The organism is Nakamurella sp. PAMC28650 (genome assembly GCF_014303395.1).
Classification (GTDB): Bacteria; Actinomycetota; Actinomycetes; order Mycobacteriales; family Nakamurellaceae; genus Nakamurella.
In genome coordinates this window covers 3,917,558-3,932,071 of the sequence record NZ_CP060298.1, presented here as the reverse complement: position 1 = coordinate 3,932,071, position 14,514 = coordinate 3,917,558, and the positions used below count along the sequence as shown (strand labels likewise).

Annotated in this window: 11 protein-coding genes and 2 pseudogenes; 11 read left to right on the top strand and 2 right to left on the bottom strand. The window is 67.2% G+C overall.

Going from position 1 to position 14,514, the window contains the following annotated elements:
- Positions 1–16: 16 nt before the first annotated feature.
- Positions 17–643, bottom strand: a complete 627-nt coding sequence (locus tag H7F38_RS17685) for a GNAT family N-acetyltransferase (protein WP_187091062.1) — start codon at positions 641–643, stop codon at positions 17–19.
- 232 nt (positions 644–875) lie between these two features.
- Here H7F38_RS17685 and H7F38_RS17680 point away from each other — a divergent pair, with 232 nt between their 5' ends.
- The 6 genes and pseudogenes from H7F38_RS17680 (at position 876) to H7F38_RS17655 (ending at position 8,295) form a co-directional block, all read left to right on the top strand.
- Positions 876–3,398 carry a molybdopterin oxidoreductase family protein gene (locus H7F38_RS17680; RefSeq protein WP_187094792.1) on the top strand — a complete coding sequence of 841 codons (2,523 nt, stop codon included), beginning with the start codon at positions 876–878 and terminating at the stop codon, positions 3,396–3,398.
- On the top strand, positions 3,398–5,926 hold the full coding sequence (nirB, locus tag H7F38_RS17675) for a nitrite reductase large subunit NirB (RefSeq protein ID WP_187091061.1): 2,529 nt from the start codon (positions 3,398–3,400) through the stop codon (positions 5,924–5,926). Before H7F38_RS17680 ends, nirB begins: the two co-directional genes overlap by 1 nt.
- Positions 5,927–5,954: 28 nt before the next feature.
- Positions 5,955–6,278, top strand: a complete 324-nt coding sequence (locus tag H7F38_RS17670) for a Rieske (2Fe-2S) protein (RefSeq protein ID WP_187091060.1) — start codon at positions 5,955–5,957, stop codon at positions 6,276–6,278.
- Positions 6,279–6,356: 78 nt separating this feature from the next.
- A pseudogene (locus tag H7F38_RS17665) lies at positions 6,357–7,139 on the top strand (MFS transporter); the annotation flags it as partial.
- A 62-nt stretch (positions 7,140–7,201) separates the two neighbouring features.
- The gene (locus tag H7F38_RS17660; protein WP_187091058.1) at positions 7,202–7,495 is read left to right on the top strand and encodes a transposase; all 294 of its coding nucleotides are present in this window, start codon (positions 7,202–7,204) and stop codon (positions 7,493–7,495) included.
- The gene (locus H7F38_RS17655; protein ID WP_187091057.1) at positions 7,492–8,295 is read left to right on the top strand and encodes an IS3 family transposase; all 804 of its coding nucleotides are present in this window, start codon (positions 7,492–7,494) and stop codon (positions 8,293–8,295) included. Before H7F38_RS17660 ends, H7F38_RS17655 begins: the two co-directional genes overlap by 4 nt.
- Here H7F38_RS17655 and H7F38_RS17650 read toward each other — a convergent pair.
- Positions 8,269–9,513, bottom strand: coding sequence for an ISL3 family transposase (locus tag H7F38_RS17650; RefSeq protein WP_187090721.1), 1,245 nt, complete (start codon positions 9,511–9,513; stop codon positions 8,269–8,271). The two genes, H7F38_RS17655 and H7F38_RS17650, sit on opposite strands and share 27 nt — an antisense overlap.
- Positions 9,514–9,543: 30 nt before the next feature.
- Here H7F38_RS17650 and H7F38_RS17645 point away from each other — a divergent pair, with 30 nt between their 5' ends.
- The 5 genes and pseudogenes from H7F38_RS17645 (at position 9,544) to zwf (ending at position 14,512) form a co-directional block, all read left to right on the top strand.
- Positions 9,544–10,926, top strand: coding sequence for an IS30 family transposase (locus H7F38_RS17645; RefSeq protein ID WP_370531387.1), 1,383 nt, complete (start codon positions 9,544–9,546; stop codon positions 10,924–10,926).
- Positions 10,907–11,221, top strand: coding sequence for an integrase core domain-containing protein (locus H7F38_RS17640; RefSeq protein ID WP_370531264.1), 315 nt, complete (start codon positions 10,907–10,909; stop codon positions 11,219–11,221). The genes H7F38_RS17645 and H7F38_RS17640 overlap by 20 nt, the downstream gene beginning before the upstream one ends.
- A gap of 41 nt (positions 11,222–11,262) precedes the next feature.
- Positions 11,263–11,871: pseudogene (locus H7F38_RS17635) on the top strand (MFS transporter); the annotation flags it as partial.
- Complete coding sequence (cobA, locus tag H7F38_RS17630; protein WP_187091054.1) at positions 11,868–13,142, top strand: uroporphyrinogen-III C-methyltransferase; 1,275 nt, start codon at positions 11,868–11,870, stop codon at positions 13,140–13,142. The pseudogene H7F38_RS17635 and the gene cobA, both read left to right, overlap by 4 nt.
- On the top strand, positions 13,142–14,512 hold the full coding sequence (gene zwf / locus H7F38_RS17625) for a glucose-6-phosphate dehydrogenase (RefSeq protein WP_187091053.1): 1,371 nt from the start codon (positions 13,142–13,144) through the stop codon (positions 14,510–14,512). The genes cobA and zwf overlap by 1 nt, the downstream gene beginning before the upstream one ends.
- Positions 14,513–14,514: the final 2 nt, after the last annotated feature.

The following is a 14,514-nucleotide window of genomic DNA, read 5'->3' as shown; positions in this document are numbered from 1 at the left end:
TCGTGTAAACCCGGTGCTACGCCGGATACCCAGGATCCTGGCGCGGTCCCCGGCGGTGGGCGGAGAGCCGTCGGCGCAGCTCGTTCCGCACCCCCGGCCACTCCAGGGCGATGATCGAGAACACCACCGTGTCGCGAAGGGTGCCGTCCGGCATGCGCTGGTGGCTGCGCAGGACGCCGTCCTGCTTCGCGCCCAGCCGCGCGATGGCGGCGCGGGACTGCTGGTTCAGCCAGTGCGTCCGGAACTCCACCGCGATGCACTCGAGAACATCGAAGGCGTGGCCGAGCAACAACAACTTGCTCTCGGTGTTGGTGCCGGTCCGCTGGGCGGAGCGCGCGTTCCAGGTCGACCCGATCTCCACCCGCCGGTGGACGGCGTCCGCGTTCATGAACGTCGTCATCCCGATGACCGCACCGGTGTCGTTGCGGCGCGCGGTGAATGCCAGCATGGAGCCGTCCGACTGCAGGCCGAGGCGACGATCGATCTCGGCGGCCATCGCTCCCGGTCGGGGTACCGAGGTGTACCAGAGATCCCACAGCTCGCCGTCCCCGGCCGCGTCGACCAGACCGTCGTGGTGCTGGTGGGACAGGGGCTCCAGGCTGAACAGGTCTCCGGTCAGCGTGGTCGGCAGCAGAAAGTCCATACCGCGAACGATAGGGCGGGAAGCCCGCGCAGCCGGCACCGGTGCGGAGGAATCCGGCCCGGCCCGTCCGTGCTCCGCACATCCGCCGAAGCGGGGGTGTGCGGAGAATGGAACGGAGCAGTAACCCGGAGGTCACCACCACGGGACGGAACGGCGACAAGATCACCGGGTGACATCGACCGTGCCGACGCTGACGCACTGCCCGTACTGCTCCCTGCAGTGCGGTGTCAGCATGGTCGCCGGCGGTCGACCCGCGACATTGGTTCCGCAGGAGGACTTCCCGACCAACCGCGGTGGTCTGTGCTCCAAGGGCTGGACGGCGACCAGCCTGCTGGACCACCCCGACCGACTCTTGACGCCGCTGGTGCGGAGCGTCCGGGGTGACCGGCGGAGCCCCCTCCGTCCCGCGACCTGGGACGAGGCCCTCGATCTGGTCACGGCGGGCATCTTGGCCGCCCAGAACCGCTACGGCGTCGACGGTGTCGGCTGCTTCGGCGGCGGCGGCCTGACCAACGAGAAGGCCTACGCGCTGGGCAAGTTCGCGCGTGTCGCGCTTCGTACCTCGGCGATCGACTACAACGGCCGGTTCTGCATGTCCTCCTCGGCGACGGCGGGAAACCGGGCCTTCGGCGTGGACCGCGGGCTGCCCTTCCCGCTCCAGGACATCGCCGACGCCGACGCCGTCCTGCTGGTCGGCGGCAACCCGGCCGACACCATGCCGCCGGCCATGCAGTACTTCGACACCGGCCGCGCGAACGGCGCGGCGCACATGGTGATCGATCCGCGGCGGACCGCGACCGCGGCCGGCGCGGCCGTCCACCTGGCCCCGCGTCCCGGAACGGATCTGGCGCTGGCCAACGGACTGCTGCACATCGCCATCCGCGAGGATCTGGTCGACACCGCCTACATCGCGGCCAGAACGGTCGGATTCGATGCGGTGAAGCGCGCCGTCTCGGCGTTCTGGCCGGATCGCGTCGAGCGCATCACCGGCGTGCCGGTGGCCCAGTTGCAACTGGTGGCCAGGACGCTGGCCGCGGCGAAGTCGGCCATGATCCTGACGGCGCGGGGCGCCGAGCAACACCGCAACGGCACCGACACCGCGCAGGCCTTGATCAATCTCGCTCTCGCCCTCGGCCTGCCGGGGCGTCCGGCATCCGGTTACGGCACCATCACCGGTCAGGGCAACGGTCAGGGTGGCCGCGAGCACGGCCAGAAGGCCGATCAGCTCCGCGGCTACCGCAAGCTCGACGACCCGGCGGCGAGGGCGCACGTCGCGGCCGTCTGGGGCATCGATCCCGAAGACCTGCCCAGGCCCGGTCTGTCGGCGTTCGAGATGCTCGATCGGCTGGGGACCGAGGGAGGCGTCCACGCCCTGTTGGTGCTGGCCTCGAACATCGTCATCTCCGCCCCGGACAGCAACCGGATCGCCGACCGGCTGGCCGCCCTTGATCTGCTGGTGGTCTCGGACATCTTCCTGTCCGAGACCGCGGCGATCGCCGACGTCGTCCTCCCGACGGCCCAGTGGGCCGAGGAGGAGGGCACGATGACCAACCTGGAAGGCCGGGTCCTGCACCGCCGTCGCGCTCTGCCGCCACCGGCTGGCATCCTCGACGATCTGCAGATGATGACGGCTCTGGCCACCAGACTCGGTCGGGGACAGTACTTCTCGGATGACCCGCGGGTCGTGTTCGACGAACTCCGGCGGGCCAGCGCCGGCGGGATCGCCGACTACGCCGGCATCAGCTACGAACGGATCGACGCCGAGCAGGGCGTCTTCTGGCCGTGTCCGACGACGGACCACCCCGGTACGCCGCGGATGTTCGTCACCGACTTCCCCACCCCGAACGGGCGGGCCCGCTTCCTGCCGACCGAGTACGCCGAGCCGGCCGAGGTCCCGGACCGCAGGTTCCCGTTCGTGCTCACCACCGGCCGGACGATGGCCCAGTACCAGAGCGGCAACCAGACCCGGCGTGTCGCCTCGCTCAACCACAACGGCCCCACCGTGCAGATGCATCCGGACCTTGCCCGCGGGATCGGGGTCACCGCCGACGACATCGTGGCGGTCCGCACCCGGCGGGGCCGGGCGCACTTCCGGGCCGTCGTCGACGAGAACATCCGCTCGGACACGCTTTTCGTCCCGTTCCACTGGGGAGGCGCGTCCAGTGCCAACGCCCTGACCGACCCGGTGCTCGACCCGTTCTCGCGGATGCCGGCGTTCAAGGTCTGCGCCGCATCGGCCGAACGGATCGGCGATGCCGACGACGACCACCTGCTCACCACGCGGCCCGCGTCCCTCCCGCACCGTCCGGTGGTCCTGCCGACCCCGGCAGACCCACAGCCGCAGCCGGAAGCCAGCACCGGTCGCATCTCGCAGCACTCGCCGATCCATCGACGAAAGGACATCTACATGCCCAGCAGGAATCGCTTTCTCCAGGGGATCTTCACGTTCGAGGGCGTCGGTGTCGACAAGCCGATGCCGCTGGATTCCGCACCGAGCTACGTGGTGCCGGACGGATCGGTCGCCCAGGCGCTGTACTTCCGCGGTGGCAACACCTCCGACGAACTCGTCACGGTGGTGCTGATGAAGGACGGCGTCCCGATGCGGTACTTCCCGATCGGCGCCAAGGGCGATGTGCATGTGCCGCTGCGGGTCGTCGAGGACATCGAGTCGGGTTCCTCGGTCGAACTCTTCGTGGCCGCGAAGGCCGGGTCGACCGGTTCGGTCGTCGTCGACGTCGGTCTGGTCGAGGTCTGATGACCGCGACGCTCTCCCGCGAGATCCCTGCGCCCGGATCCGAGACCGGCGCCCGCCGGCTGGTCGTGGTGGGCAACGGCATGGCCGGTGCGCGGACCGTCGAGGAGATCCTCGAACGTGCGACGGCCGACCAGTTCTCGATCACGATGTTCGGTGACGAGCCCTACGGCAACTACAACCGCATCATGCTCTCGCACGTGCTTTCGGGCGAGGAGAGCGACCAGGACATCTTCCTCAACACCCTGCAGTGGTACCGGGACCACCAGATCACCCTGCACACCGGGAGCCGGGTGACCCGGATCGACCGCTACGCCAAGCTCGTCCATGCGCTGGACGGCTCCGGCGAGACCTCGGCGACGCCCTACGACGTGCTGATCATCGCCACCGGCAGCAACTCCTTCATGCCTTCGATGGACGGCCTGAAGATGCCGGACGGTTCTCTGACGCCCGGCGTCTTCGCCTTCCGGACCATCGACGACACCCGCGGCATGGTCGCCTACGCCCAGCACGACCACCACACCCGGGCGGTCGTCATCGGCGGCGGCCTGCTGGGACTGGAGGCGGCCCGCGGCCTGCAGGCCTACGGGCTGCAGGTGGGTGTCGTGCACGCGGGCGCCCACCTGATGAACGCCCAGGTCGGTGCGCAGGCCGGCGAGATCCTGCGCCAGAGCGTGCAGAACCTGGGCATCGAGGTCCATCTGAAGGCCCGCACCACGGCCATTCTCGGACAGGGGAAGGTCAGCGGCATCGCGCTGCAGGATCGTGACCCGATCGAATGCGACCTGGTGGTGGTCGCCGCCGGCATCCGCCCGAACGTCGAGCTTGCGATGCTGAGCGGATTCACCGTGGAGCGGGCCATCGTGGTCGACGACCAGATGCGGACCATCGACGACGACGACGTGTACGCCGTCGGCGAGTGCGTGCAGCATCGCGGCGAGGTCTACGGGCTCGTCGCGCCGCTGTGGGAACAGGCGGCGGTGCTGGCCGACCACCTGACCGGCAAGGATCTGCAGGCTGCCTACCACGGCTCGCGCACCGCCACGAAGCTCAAGGTGGCCGGCGTGGACGTCGCATCGATGGGTGTGCAGGGCCCGGAACGGGACACCGACGAGCACCTGGTGTTCTCCGAGCCGAAGAAGGGAATCTTCAAATCGCTCGTCATCCGCGACGAGAAGCTGATCGGCGCCACCGTTCTCGGCGACACCTCGAAGGTCGCCTTCCTGATGCAGGCGTTCGACCGCGGCCTGCCGCTGCCGGCCGAACGGCTGGAGATGATGTTCGACCTCGGCGCCCCGGCCGCCGAGGTCGGCGCGGCGGAACTGGCCGACGACGCCCAGGTCTGCAACTGCAACGGGGTCACCAAAGGCGCTCTGGTGCATGCCGTCGAGGGCGGCTGCAAGTCCGTCGGTGCCGTGATGGACAAGACGCGGGCGGGAAAGGGATGCGGTTCGTGCAAGACCCTGGTCAGCCAGATCGTCGAGTGGGCGGCCGGTGATGCCGTCCAGGTCGATCCGTCGGCCAACTGGTACGTCCCCGGCATCCCGATGGACAAGCCGGCGTTGATGGCGGCGATCCGCGAGCAGGGTCTCCGGTCGGCCTCGGCGGTCTTCGCGGCGCTCGCGCCGGACGGCGCCGAGGACGTGAAGTCCAAGATGGGACTGGCTTCCCTGCTGAAGATGATGTGGGCCGGCGAGTACATCGACGAGCGCGACGCCCGGTTCATCAACGACCGGGTGCACGCGAACATCCAGCGGGACGGCACCTTCTCGGTGGTCCCGCAGATGCGCGGCGGGGTCACCACCCCGGACCAGCTGCGCCGGATCGCGGATGTGGCCGACAAGTACGACGTCAAACTGGTGAAGCTCACCGGTGGTCAGCGGATCGACCTCCTTGGCATCCGGAAGGAGGATCTCCCGGCCGTCTGGGCCGACCTCGACATGCCTTCCGGCTACGCGTACGCGAAGAGCTTCCGGACGGTGAAAACCTGTGTGGGCAGCGACTTCTGCCGCTCCGGTGTCGGTGATTCCACCGCACTGGGGGTCGCCATCGAAGCGCGGTTCCAGGGCATCGAGTCGCCGGGCAAGCTCAAGCTGGCCGTCTCGGGCTGCCCCCGCAACTGCGCCGAGTCACTGTGCAAGGACGTCGGCGTGGTAGCGATCGACGGCGGGCGCTGGGAGATCTACGTCGGGGGCGCGGCGGGGGCGCACATCCGCAAGGGCGACCTGCTGGCCACCGTGGACGATCCGGCCGTCGTGATGACGCTGACCGGCCGCTTCATGCAGTACTACCGGCAGAACGCGAAATGGCTGGAGCGGACCTACGCCTTCGTCCCGCGCATCGGCATCGAGACCATCCGGGCGGTCGTCGTGGACGACAGCGAGGGCATCGCCGCCGAACTCGATGCGGCCATCGAGGAAGCTGTTGCCGCGTACCAGGATCCGTGGAAGGAGCGTTCGGAGCCGGTCACCAGTGGGCAGTTCCGCACCGCGCTGCCGTTGGAGGTCCTTCCGCAGGTGCCGGTCCGATGAGCGCCTCCGCCAAGGGCGAGGACTGCCGATGACGACCACCACGGGAACCGTGCTCGGCCCGGTGGAGCAGATCCCGCCGGGGGAGGGCAGGGCGTTCGACGTCGGTGGCGAGCAGGTGGCCGTCTTCCGACTGCGCAACGGCCGGGTACATGCGGTCTCGGCCGTCTGCCCCCATCGCGGGGGACCCATCGCAGACGGTCAGACCGACGGCACCGTGGTGCTCTGCCCCCTCCACCTGAACGCATTCGAACTCTCCACCGGCTGTTCCACCACCGGGCAACCCGGACTTGCCGTGTGGTCGGTGGCCGTCGACGACGACGGCCAGATCGTCATCCAGGCGCAGTCGCACTGAGCTGGACCGCTGACCCGATTTTCCTCTCGGCACGGGATCTCCCGTGCCGACCCCGACTCCTGATCGGAGCCCCGCGCAATGAGTTCGACCACCGACACCACGACCGGAACCACCTCGTCGACCACCACGAAATCTCTGCGCGGCAGACGTTGGATCGATGATTGGCGTCCGGAGGATCTGGATTTCTGGAACAGCGGTGGGGAGAGGGTGGCCCGTCGGAATCTGTGGTTCTCGGTGTTGTCGGAGCACATCGGGTTCTCGGTGTGGAGTTTGTGGTCGGTGTTGGTGTTGTTCCTGGGGCCGCAGTATCACATCGATCCGGCGGGGAAGTTTTTGTTGACGGCGGTGCCGACGTTGTTCGGTGCGGGGTTGCGGTTGCCGTACACGTTCGCGGTGGCCAAGTTCGGTGGGCGAAATTTCACCATCTTCAGTGCGTTGCTGCTGTTGGTGCCGACGGTGTACATCGCGGTGGTGTTGAAGCCGGGTGTGTCGTATACGACGTTGGTGGTGGGGGCGGCGTTGGCCGGGGTCGGTGGCGGTAATTTCGCTTCGTCGATGACGAACATCAACGCGTTCTACCCGCAGCGGCTCAAGGGGTGGGCGTTGGGGTTGAACGCCGGCGGCGGGAACCTGGGGGTTGCGGTGGTGCAGTTGGTGGGGCTGTTGGTGTTCGCCACCGCGGGTGCGACCCATCCGCGGGTGATGGTGGCGGTGTACATCCCGTTGATCGTGGTGGCGGCGGTGGGTGCGGCGTTGACGATGGACAATCTGACGGACGCGGCCAATGCCAGGGGCGCGATGCGCCGGGTGGTGCGGGACCGCAACACCTGGATCATCGCGTTGTTGTACATCGGGACGTTTGAGCAGCCCGGTACTTCCCGGACTTGGACCCCCAAGTAGAATCGCCGGAAAGGATCGGAGAAATGGTGAGCAAGTTTCGAGGCAAGTACACCCCGGAGTTTCGGGATACGGCCGTGCGGGAGGTGACCGACAAATCTCGGCCCATCGCTGACGTTGCTCGCGAACTGGGCTTGGTGGAGCAGACCCTGCGGAACTGGGTGGCGGCCCATCGCGAGCGTCACGGCGGCGACACGCAGGAACTGACCGTGTCGGAGCGGGCGAAGCTGAAGGCGTTGGAGAAAGAAGTGCGTGAGCTTCGTATGGAGAACGAATTTCTGGGAAAAGCAACGGCCTTCTTCGCCAAGAAATCGCAGTGAGCAGAAAGTATGCATTCATTGCGAGTGAAGAAGGCCACTACCCGCTGCACCTGATGTTCCGCTGGGCGAAGGTGTCGAAGTCCGGCTTCTACGAGTGGAAGGGTCGCGGGCCGTCCTACACCAGCCGGCGCCGCACCCATCTTGCTCGGCTGATCACGGCGTTGTTCGAGGCCTCCGATGGGACCTACGGCTACCGTCGGGTACACGCTGACCTGCTGCGATCGGGCTATTGGGCTGATGACGACACGGTCCGGCAGATCATGCGGGAGCTCGACCTGGTGCCATGCCAGCCCCGTCCGTTTCGGCCGGTCACTACCATCGCCGGCGACACCGGTCAGACCCCTGACCTGGTAAAACGGCACTTCAACGCGGTCGTGCCGGGTACGAAGCTGGTCGGTGACATCACCTATATCCCGACCTGGGAGGGCTGGCTGTACTTGGCGACCGTGCTGGACTGCGCTACGAAGAAAGTCGTCGGCTACGCAATGGCAGATCACATGCGGGCATCGCTGGTGGTTGACGCTCTGAAAATGGCCGCACGTAATGTCAGGATTGTTCCGATGTCAGCATATTTCACAGTGACCGCGGAAGCCAGGGCGGATTCAACTGGTCGTCGCAACACTCCCGAGAGTGGAGGTCTTGCAATGGGTCCAGCTTCGGATCGGATGATGTCGATGACCGGGCGGCCGGCGATGCGGTCGCCCGGGCGGCCGCCGGCCCGCCGGGATGTCGAACGGGTATTTTGGGGGTCTCCTGACGTTTTCGTGGGTGGTTTAGCGTCCGGGAAGCGGCGGGCATAACCCGCCGCGGGTGAGCATTGCCATGGCTATCAACGCTTCTGGGCTGTGAAAGCCGTACGACCTGCGGGTCAAGGCCCGTAGGTGGGTGTTGGTGGCCTCGGATTGGGCGTTGCTCATGTGGTGGATCAGGGTGTTCCAAATCAGCTGCTGGAACCGCTTCAACGTTGCGGCCAGGGCGATGAACCCGGGCAGTTGGGAGCGGCGGGCCCAGGCGATCCAGCCGGCCAACAGTTCACGGCCGGCCTGGCCCTTGACCTGGAACACCGCGCGCAGTTGCTCCTTCAGCAGATACGCCCGATACAGATGCCGGTTGGTCTGGGCGATCGAGGCGAGGGACCCGCGTTGCTCCGGGGACAGGTCCGCCGGGTTTTTCAGCAATGCCCAGCGGCTGCCCTTCACCGACGACGCCTGCGCAGAGCTACTCCTACCCCGCAGCGTGTTCCACGTCTGACGACGGACCTTGTCCAACTCCCGGGTGGCCCACCCCACGATATGAAACGGATCCAATCCCAGCACCGCCTGCGGCGCGCGGGCCGTCACGGTGTCGTGGATCCACTGCGCCCCGTCGGCCGAGACGTGCGTCAACGCCGCCGCCCGTTCTGGGCCGAGCTCGTCGAAGAACCGACCCAGGGTGTCGCTGTTGCGGCCCGGTGCGGCCCACACCAATCTGCCGGAGTCTTGATCGACCACGCACGTCAGATACCGCTGGCCTTTGCGGTGGGAGATTTCATCGATGCCGATCCGCTGCAGCCCCGCGAGCACGTCCCGGCCGGCCAAACCGTCGGCGACGACGTGCTCGATGATTGCGCTCACGTGCCGCCACGACGTCCGCATCAACTGCGCCACCACCGACGAAGCGGTGTGCGCCGCCAACCACGCGCACTGGTCCTCAAACGCTCGGGTTGCCCGCGCGCCGGGTCGGGCCCACGGCACCGCCGCGACGACCACCCCGTGCGTCCGGCAGTTCACCCGCGGAGCCGCAGCCTGCAGGAATACCATCGTCGACCCCCAGTCCAGCGACCGCCACCGCCGGGTTCCGCCGCCCTGGTCATAGCCCGGCCGTCTACGCCGGCATCGACTGCACCTACTCCGGGCGCCCTTCGTCGCACGCACCGAAACGACCAGCACCTGCCGGTCGTCGGCCTCCTCCCACGCCACATCGCACACCTGCAGTTGCTCGACACCGAGCAGCTTTCGCCATATCGTTACACCGCGCACACCGTGCTCCTGGATAGTGACTGACCCTAGATAAGCCAGAACCTATACGCAGCCCGGTGTGTCGCCCACAACCAGGGGTCAAACCACCCACGAGAACGTCACAAGAGCCTATTTTGGCGCAACATCGCGAAAGGGATGACCAGCGAAGACGCCGCGACGGCGTGCGGCGTGTCGGGGCCCGTCGGGACGCGTTGGTTCCGCGACAGTGGCGGCATGCCGCTGATTGAACTGCAGCCCCCGTCGGGCAGATATCTCTCGTTTGTTGAGCGAGAGGACATCGCTCTGCTGACAGCGCAGGGCAACGGAGTGCGTGAGGTCGCCCGCCGCCTGGGTCGGTCGCCATCGACGATCTCGCGGGAGCTGCGCCGCAATGCCGCAACTCGTGGCGGCCAGTTGGAGTATCGAGCGTCGACTGCCCAGTGGAAGGCCGAGCTGATGGCCCGCCGTCCCAAGACGGCCAAGTTGGTGACGAACGATCGGCTTCGTGGCCATGTCCAGGACCGCCTGGCCGGGGTCATCCGCGCCGCGGACGGCACTGTCGTACCGGGACCAGTCGTTGCAAAATGGAAGGGGCGTAACAAGCCTCACCGCCAGGACCGGCGGTGGGTGACAGCGTGGAGCCCGGAGCAGATCGCCCACCGCCTGCCGATCGACTTCCCCGACGACCCGACGATGCGCATCTCCCACGAGGCGATCTATCAGGCCCTGTACATCAAGGACCGCGGCGCCTTGGAGCGCGATTTGGTGCCGTGTCTGCGGACCGGACGGGCGTTGCGGGTCCCCCGGGCGAGAGCCCGAAAGCGAGCCACCGGCCACGTGACTCCGGAGGTGACGATCGATAAGCGGCCCGCCGAGGCCGACGATCGGAAGACCGCCGGCCACTGGGAGGGCGACCTCATCATCGGCACCGGCCGGTCAGCGATCGGCACCGTCGTGGAACGGATGACCAGGTTCACGATCCTGCTGCACCTGCCGCGAATGGAAGGCTACGGACTTGAGCCGCCGGTGAAGAACGGTCCCGCATTGAGCGGTTACGGCGCGACCGCAACCAAGGACAGTATTGTCGCGAAAATGGTTGCAGTGCAGCGGGAGTTGCGTCAGTCGTTGACCTGGGACCGTGGCAAGGAACTGGCCGCGCATGTCTCTCTAAAGGCCGAGACTGGTATGGCGGTGTTCTTCGCCGATCCGCACAGCCCTTGGCAGCGGGGTACGAACGAAAACACGAACGGCCTGCTACGTCAGTACTTCCCGAAAGGAACCGACCTATCCCGCTGGTGCGCCGCAGAAATTGACTCCGTCGCTGATGCATTGAACGACCGACCCCGCAAAACGCTCGGCTGGAAGACACCGGCGGAAGCGATGGCCGAGCAGCTACTATTACTGCAGGAGCCGAGTGTTGCTACCACCGGTTGAGTCTGGTCAGTACTGCTCTCAGGACTTCGCTGACCTCACTACCCACCTCAAAGTTCGTCGGTCGGTAGGACGAACTGGTGTGTGTTATGACAATGCTTGGGCAGAATCATTCAACGGCACACTGAAAGTGGAAAGGGTGAATCGTACTAGTTATCCGACCCGTGAACAGGCGGAGATGGACATCACGCGGTACATTGAATTAAGATACAATCAGGTTCGGTTGCACTCGGCGCTGGGATACATTACGCCCAACGAAGCAGAGCAATGGTGGTTGGCCAACAACTCCGCAGCGTAGTAGTCACCGTTCTACAGTCCGGAAAACGGCGGGCGGCTCAGTTCGGTTCGTTCATCGGGTTCGGGTTCGCGTTCGGTCAGGTGTTGCAGGTGCAGTTCAAGGGGACGTTTTCCACGCCGATCAAGGCGGCGTACCTGACGTTCCTCGGTCCGTTGCTGGGGTCGTTGGTGCGGCCCTATGGTGGGCGGTTGGCGGATCGGTTCGGTGGCGCGAAGGTCAGTTTCTACAATTTTGTGGCGATGGCGTTGGGGGCGGCGTTGGTGTTTTCGGCGGCGTTGGCGAAGTCGTTGCCGTTGTATCTGGTCGGGTTCATCGCGTTGTTCCTGTTCTCGGGTGTGGGTAATGGTGCGGTGTACAAGATGATCCCGGCGATCTTCAAGGCGAAGGCGGCGGTCAACATCGCCCGGGGTGCTGATTTCGACGTGGAGGCGGTGGAGTCGCAGCGTCTGTCGGGGGCGTTGATCGGGGTGGCCGGTGCGATCGGTGCGTTCGGTGGGGTGTTGGTGAATCTGGCGTTTCGGCAGTCGTTCCTGGCGACGAAGTCGGCGAATGCGGCGTACGTCGGGTTCATCGTGTTCTACGCGTTGTGTTTCGTGGTCACCTATGTGGTGTACGTCCGCAAGTCCGAGAAACAACTGGAAGGCGTGTGAGCCACCCACTGGTCCCGCTCCACCTGTCCCTGACGGGACGGCCGGTGGTGGTGATCGGTGGTGGGCCAGTCGCCTGGCGCAAGGTGACCACCGCGCTCGACGGGGGCGCGGTGGTCACCGTGGTGGCTCCGTACGTGTGCGACGACCTGGCCGACGCGGCCGCCGCGGGCTGCGTGAGGTGGGTGCAGCGTGACTACCTGGCAGGAGATGTCGCCGGCGCATGGCTGGCGTTCGCCGCCACCGGTGACGCCGACACCGACCGGGCGATCGAGCAGGAGTCGCAGGCTCGCAGGGTGTTCTGCGTGCGGGCCTCCATCCCGGATGATCCGGCCCACCCGGGGTCGCGGTCGCCGGCCGTGCTGCGCCGCGGTGCCGTCACGGTGGGCGTGTCCACGACGGACGGGGCCGACCCCCGGCGGGCCGTTGCCATCAAGGACGCCATCGGCTGGGCGATGGACAGCAGTCAGCTTCCCCTGCGCCGCAGCCGATCCGGGCCCGGTCGGGTGACTCTGGTCGGCGGCGGCCCCGGCGACGTCGACCTGCTGACCCTGGCCGGACGCCGCGCACTGGCGGAGGCGGACGTGGTGGTCGTCGACCGGCTCGCCCCCCGCGGGGTGCTGGCCGAACTGGGGCCGACGGTCCTGGTGGTGGAGGTCGGCAAAGCACCCGGGCACCACATGGCGTCGCAGGGCGAGATCAACCAGGTGCTGGTCGAGCACGCGAATGCCGGCCGACTGGTGGTGCGACTCAAGGGAGGCGATCCCTTCATCTTCGGCCGCGGGGCCGAGGAGATGGCGGCCTGTCGCGACGCCGGGATCGAGGTGACGGTGATCCCGGGCGTCTCCAGTGCCTTCGCCGTTCCGCTGGCCGCCGGCATCCCGGTGACCCACCGCCGGATGGCGCGTCAGGTCACCGTGCTGACCGGACACGACGAGGACGGCATGATCCGCGCCAACTGGCCCGCGCTCGCCACCGGCGACGGCACGCTGGTGGTGCTGATGGGCGTGGCCGCCCTGCCGACGATGACCGACGAACTCCTGTGCCACGGAATGGATCCGGGCACTCCGGTGGCCGTCATCGAACGGGGTTGCTCGGCGGCGCAGCGGGTGACGGTCGGCCGCCTCTGCACGATCGCCGACCTGGCCCGTCGGCGCGGTGTCGTTTCGCCGGCCGTGATCGTCATCGGCGCGGTGGCCTCGTTCGCCCGCGACACCGAGATTCCCACGCGCGACGGCGAGATTCCCACGCACGACAGGAGGAGCGCGATCTGATGGACGTCCGTGCGGAGGCAGTGGTGCTGTTCGGCGCGACCGGTGACCTGGTCCGCAAGAAATTGATCCCGGCGATCTACCAGCTCGCTCTCGCCGGTCGACTGGGCATGCCGGTGATCGGGGTGGCACGGTCGGATTGGGATGACGATCGGCTGCGCAGCCACGCCAGGGACGTCCTGTCGGCCGGTGGTCGCCCGCTGGACGGGCCGGTGTTCGACGAGTTGTCGGAGTCGCTCTCGATGGTGGTCGGCGAGTACAGCGACCCGGAAACCTACAAGGTCCTGGCGGACCGGCTGTCGGGCTCCGCGCGGCCGGTGTTCTACCTGGCCATTCCGCCCTCGGTGTTCCAGGACGTGGTCGCCGGTCTGGCGGCCGTCGGTCTGGCCGAACGCGGCCGGGTCATCGTGGAGAAACCGTTCGGCCGGGACCGGGCGTCGGCCCGAGCCCTCAACAACTGCCTCGCGGCGGCCTTCGACCAGCCCGACATCTTCCGCATCGACCACTACCTCGAGAAGGAATCGGTCGAGGGTCTGCTCGTCTTCCGTTTCGTCAACACGATTCTCGAGCCGCTGTGGAATCGCAACTACATCGCCAGCGTCCAGATCACCATGGCCGAGGCCTTCGGGACCGAGGGCAGGGCGGGCTTCTACGACGGTGTCGGCGCGGTGCGCGACGTCCTGCAGAACCATCTTCTCCAGGTGGTCGCGCTGCTGGCCATGGAACCGCCGATCGCCGACGATGCCGACGCCTACCGCGACGAGGAGCTCAAGGTCCTCCGACAGATCCAGCCGATCGATGCCGCCCGCACCGTACGTGGCCAGTATGTCGGCTACCTCGACGAGCCGGGAGTGGCCGGGGACTCGACCACGGAGACGTTCGTCTCGACCGAACTGGCCATCGAGTCCTGGCGCTGGGCCGGGGTGCCCTTCTACGTGCGGACCGGCAAGTGCATGCCCGCCGGCGCGACCGAGGCGGTGATCGAACTGCGCCGTCCCCCTCGCCTGCTGTTCACCGGTCACGACGCCGCGCTGCCGGAGGCGAACCTCATCCGGTTCCGACTCGGCCAGGACGACGGGTTGACGATGACCCTGCAGGCCAAGGCGCCCGGGGTCAGGACGATCACGCAGTCCGTGGACCCTGGCGACTTCGCGGCCGCCCTCGGACACCGTCAGGAGGCCTACGAGCGACTGCTGGACGACGCGATGGACGGCCGGCGGCACCGCTTCGCCCGCGAGGACACCATCGAGGAGGAATGGCGGATCGTGGAGCCGATCCTGGACCACACCCGCCGCCCGTCGCCCTACTACAAGGGCACCTGGGGCCCGGCCGGGGAATTCCTGACCGACGGCTGGCACCCGGTCTCGCTGTAGCC

Excerpts from the sequence above, each read along its gene's own strand:
- H7F38_RS17685 (WP_187091062.1), bottom strand. The coding sequence starts at position 643 with ATGGACTTTCTGCTGCCGACCACGCTGACCGGAGACCTGTTCAGCCTG.
- H7F38_RS17660 (WP_187091058.1), top strand. The coding sequence starts at position 7,202 with ATGGTGAGCAAGTTTCGAGGCAAGTACACCCCGGAGTTTCGGGATACG.
- H7F38_RS17670 (WP_187091060.1), top strand. The coding sequence starts at position 5,955 with ATGACGACCACCACGGGAACCGTGCTCGGCCCGGTGGAGCAGATCCCG.
- H7F38_RS17680 (WP_187094792.1), top strand. The coding sequence starts at position 876 with ATGGTCGCCGGCGGTCGACCCGCGACATTGGTTCCGCAGGAGGACTTC.
- zwf (WP_187091053.1), top strand. The coding sequence starts at position 13,142 with ATGGACGTCCGTGCGGAGGCAGTGGTGCTGTTCGGCGCGACCGGTGAC.
- nirB (WP_187091061.1), top strand. The coding sequence starts at position 3,398 with ATGACCGCGACGCTCTCCCGCGAGATCCCTGCGCCCGGATCCGAGACC.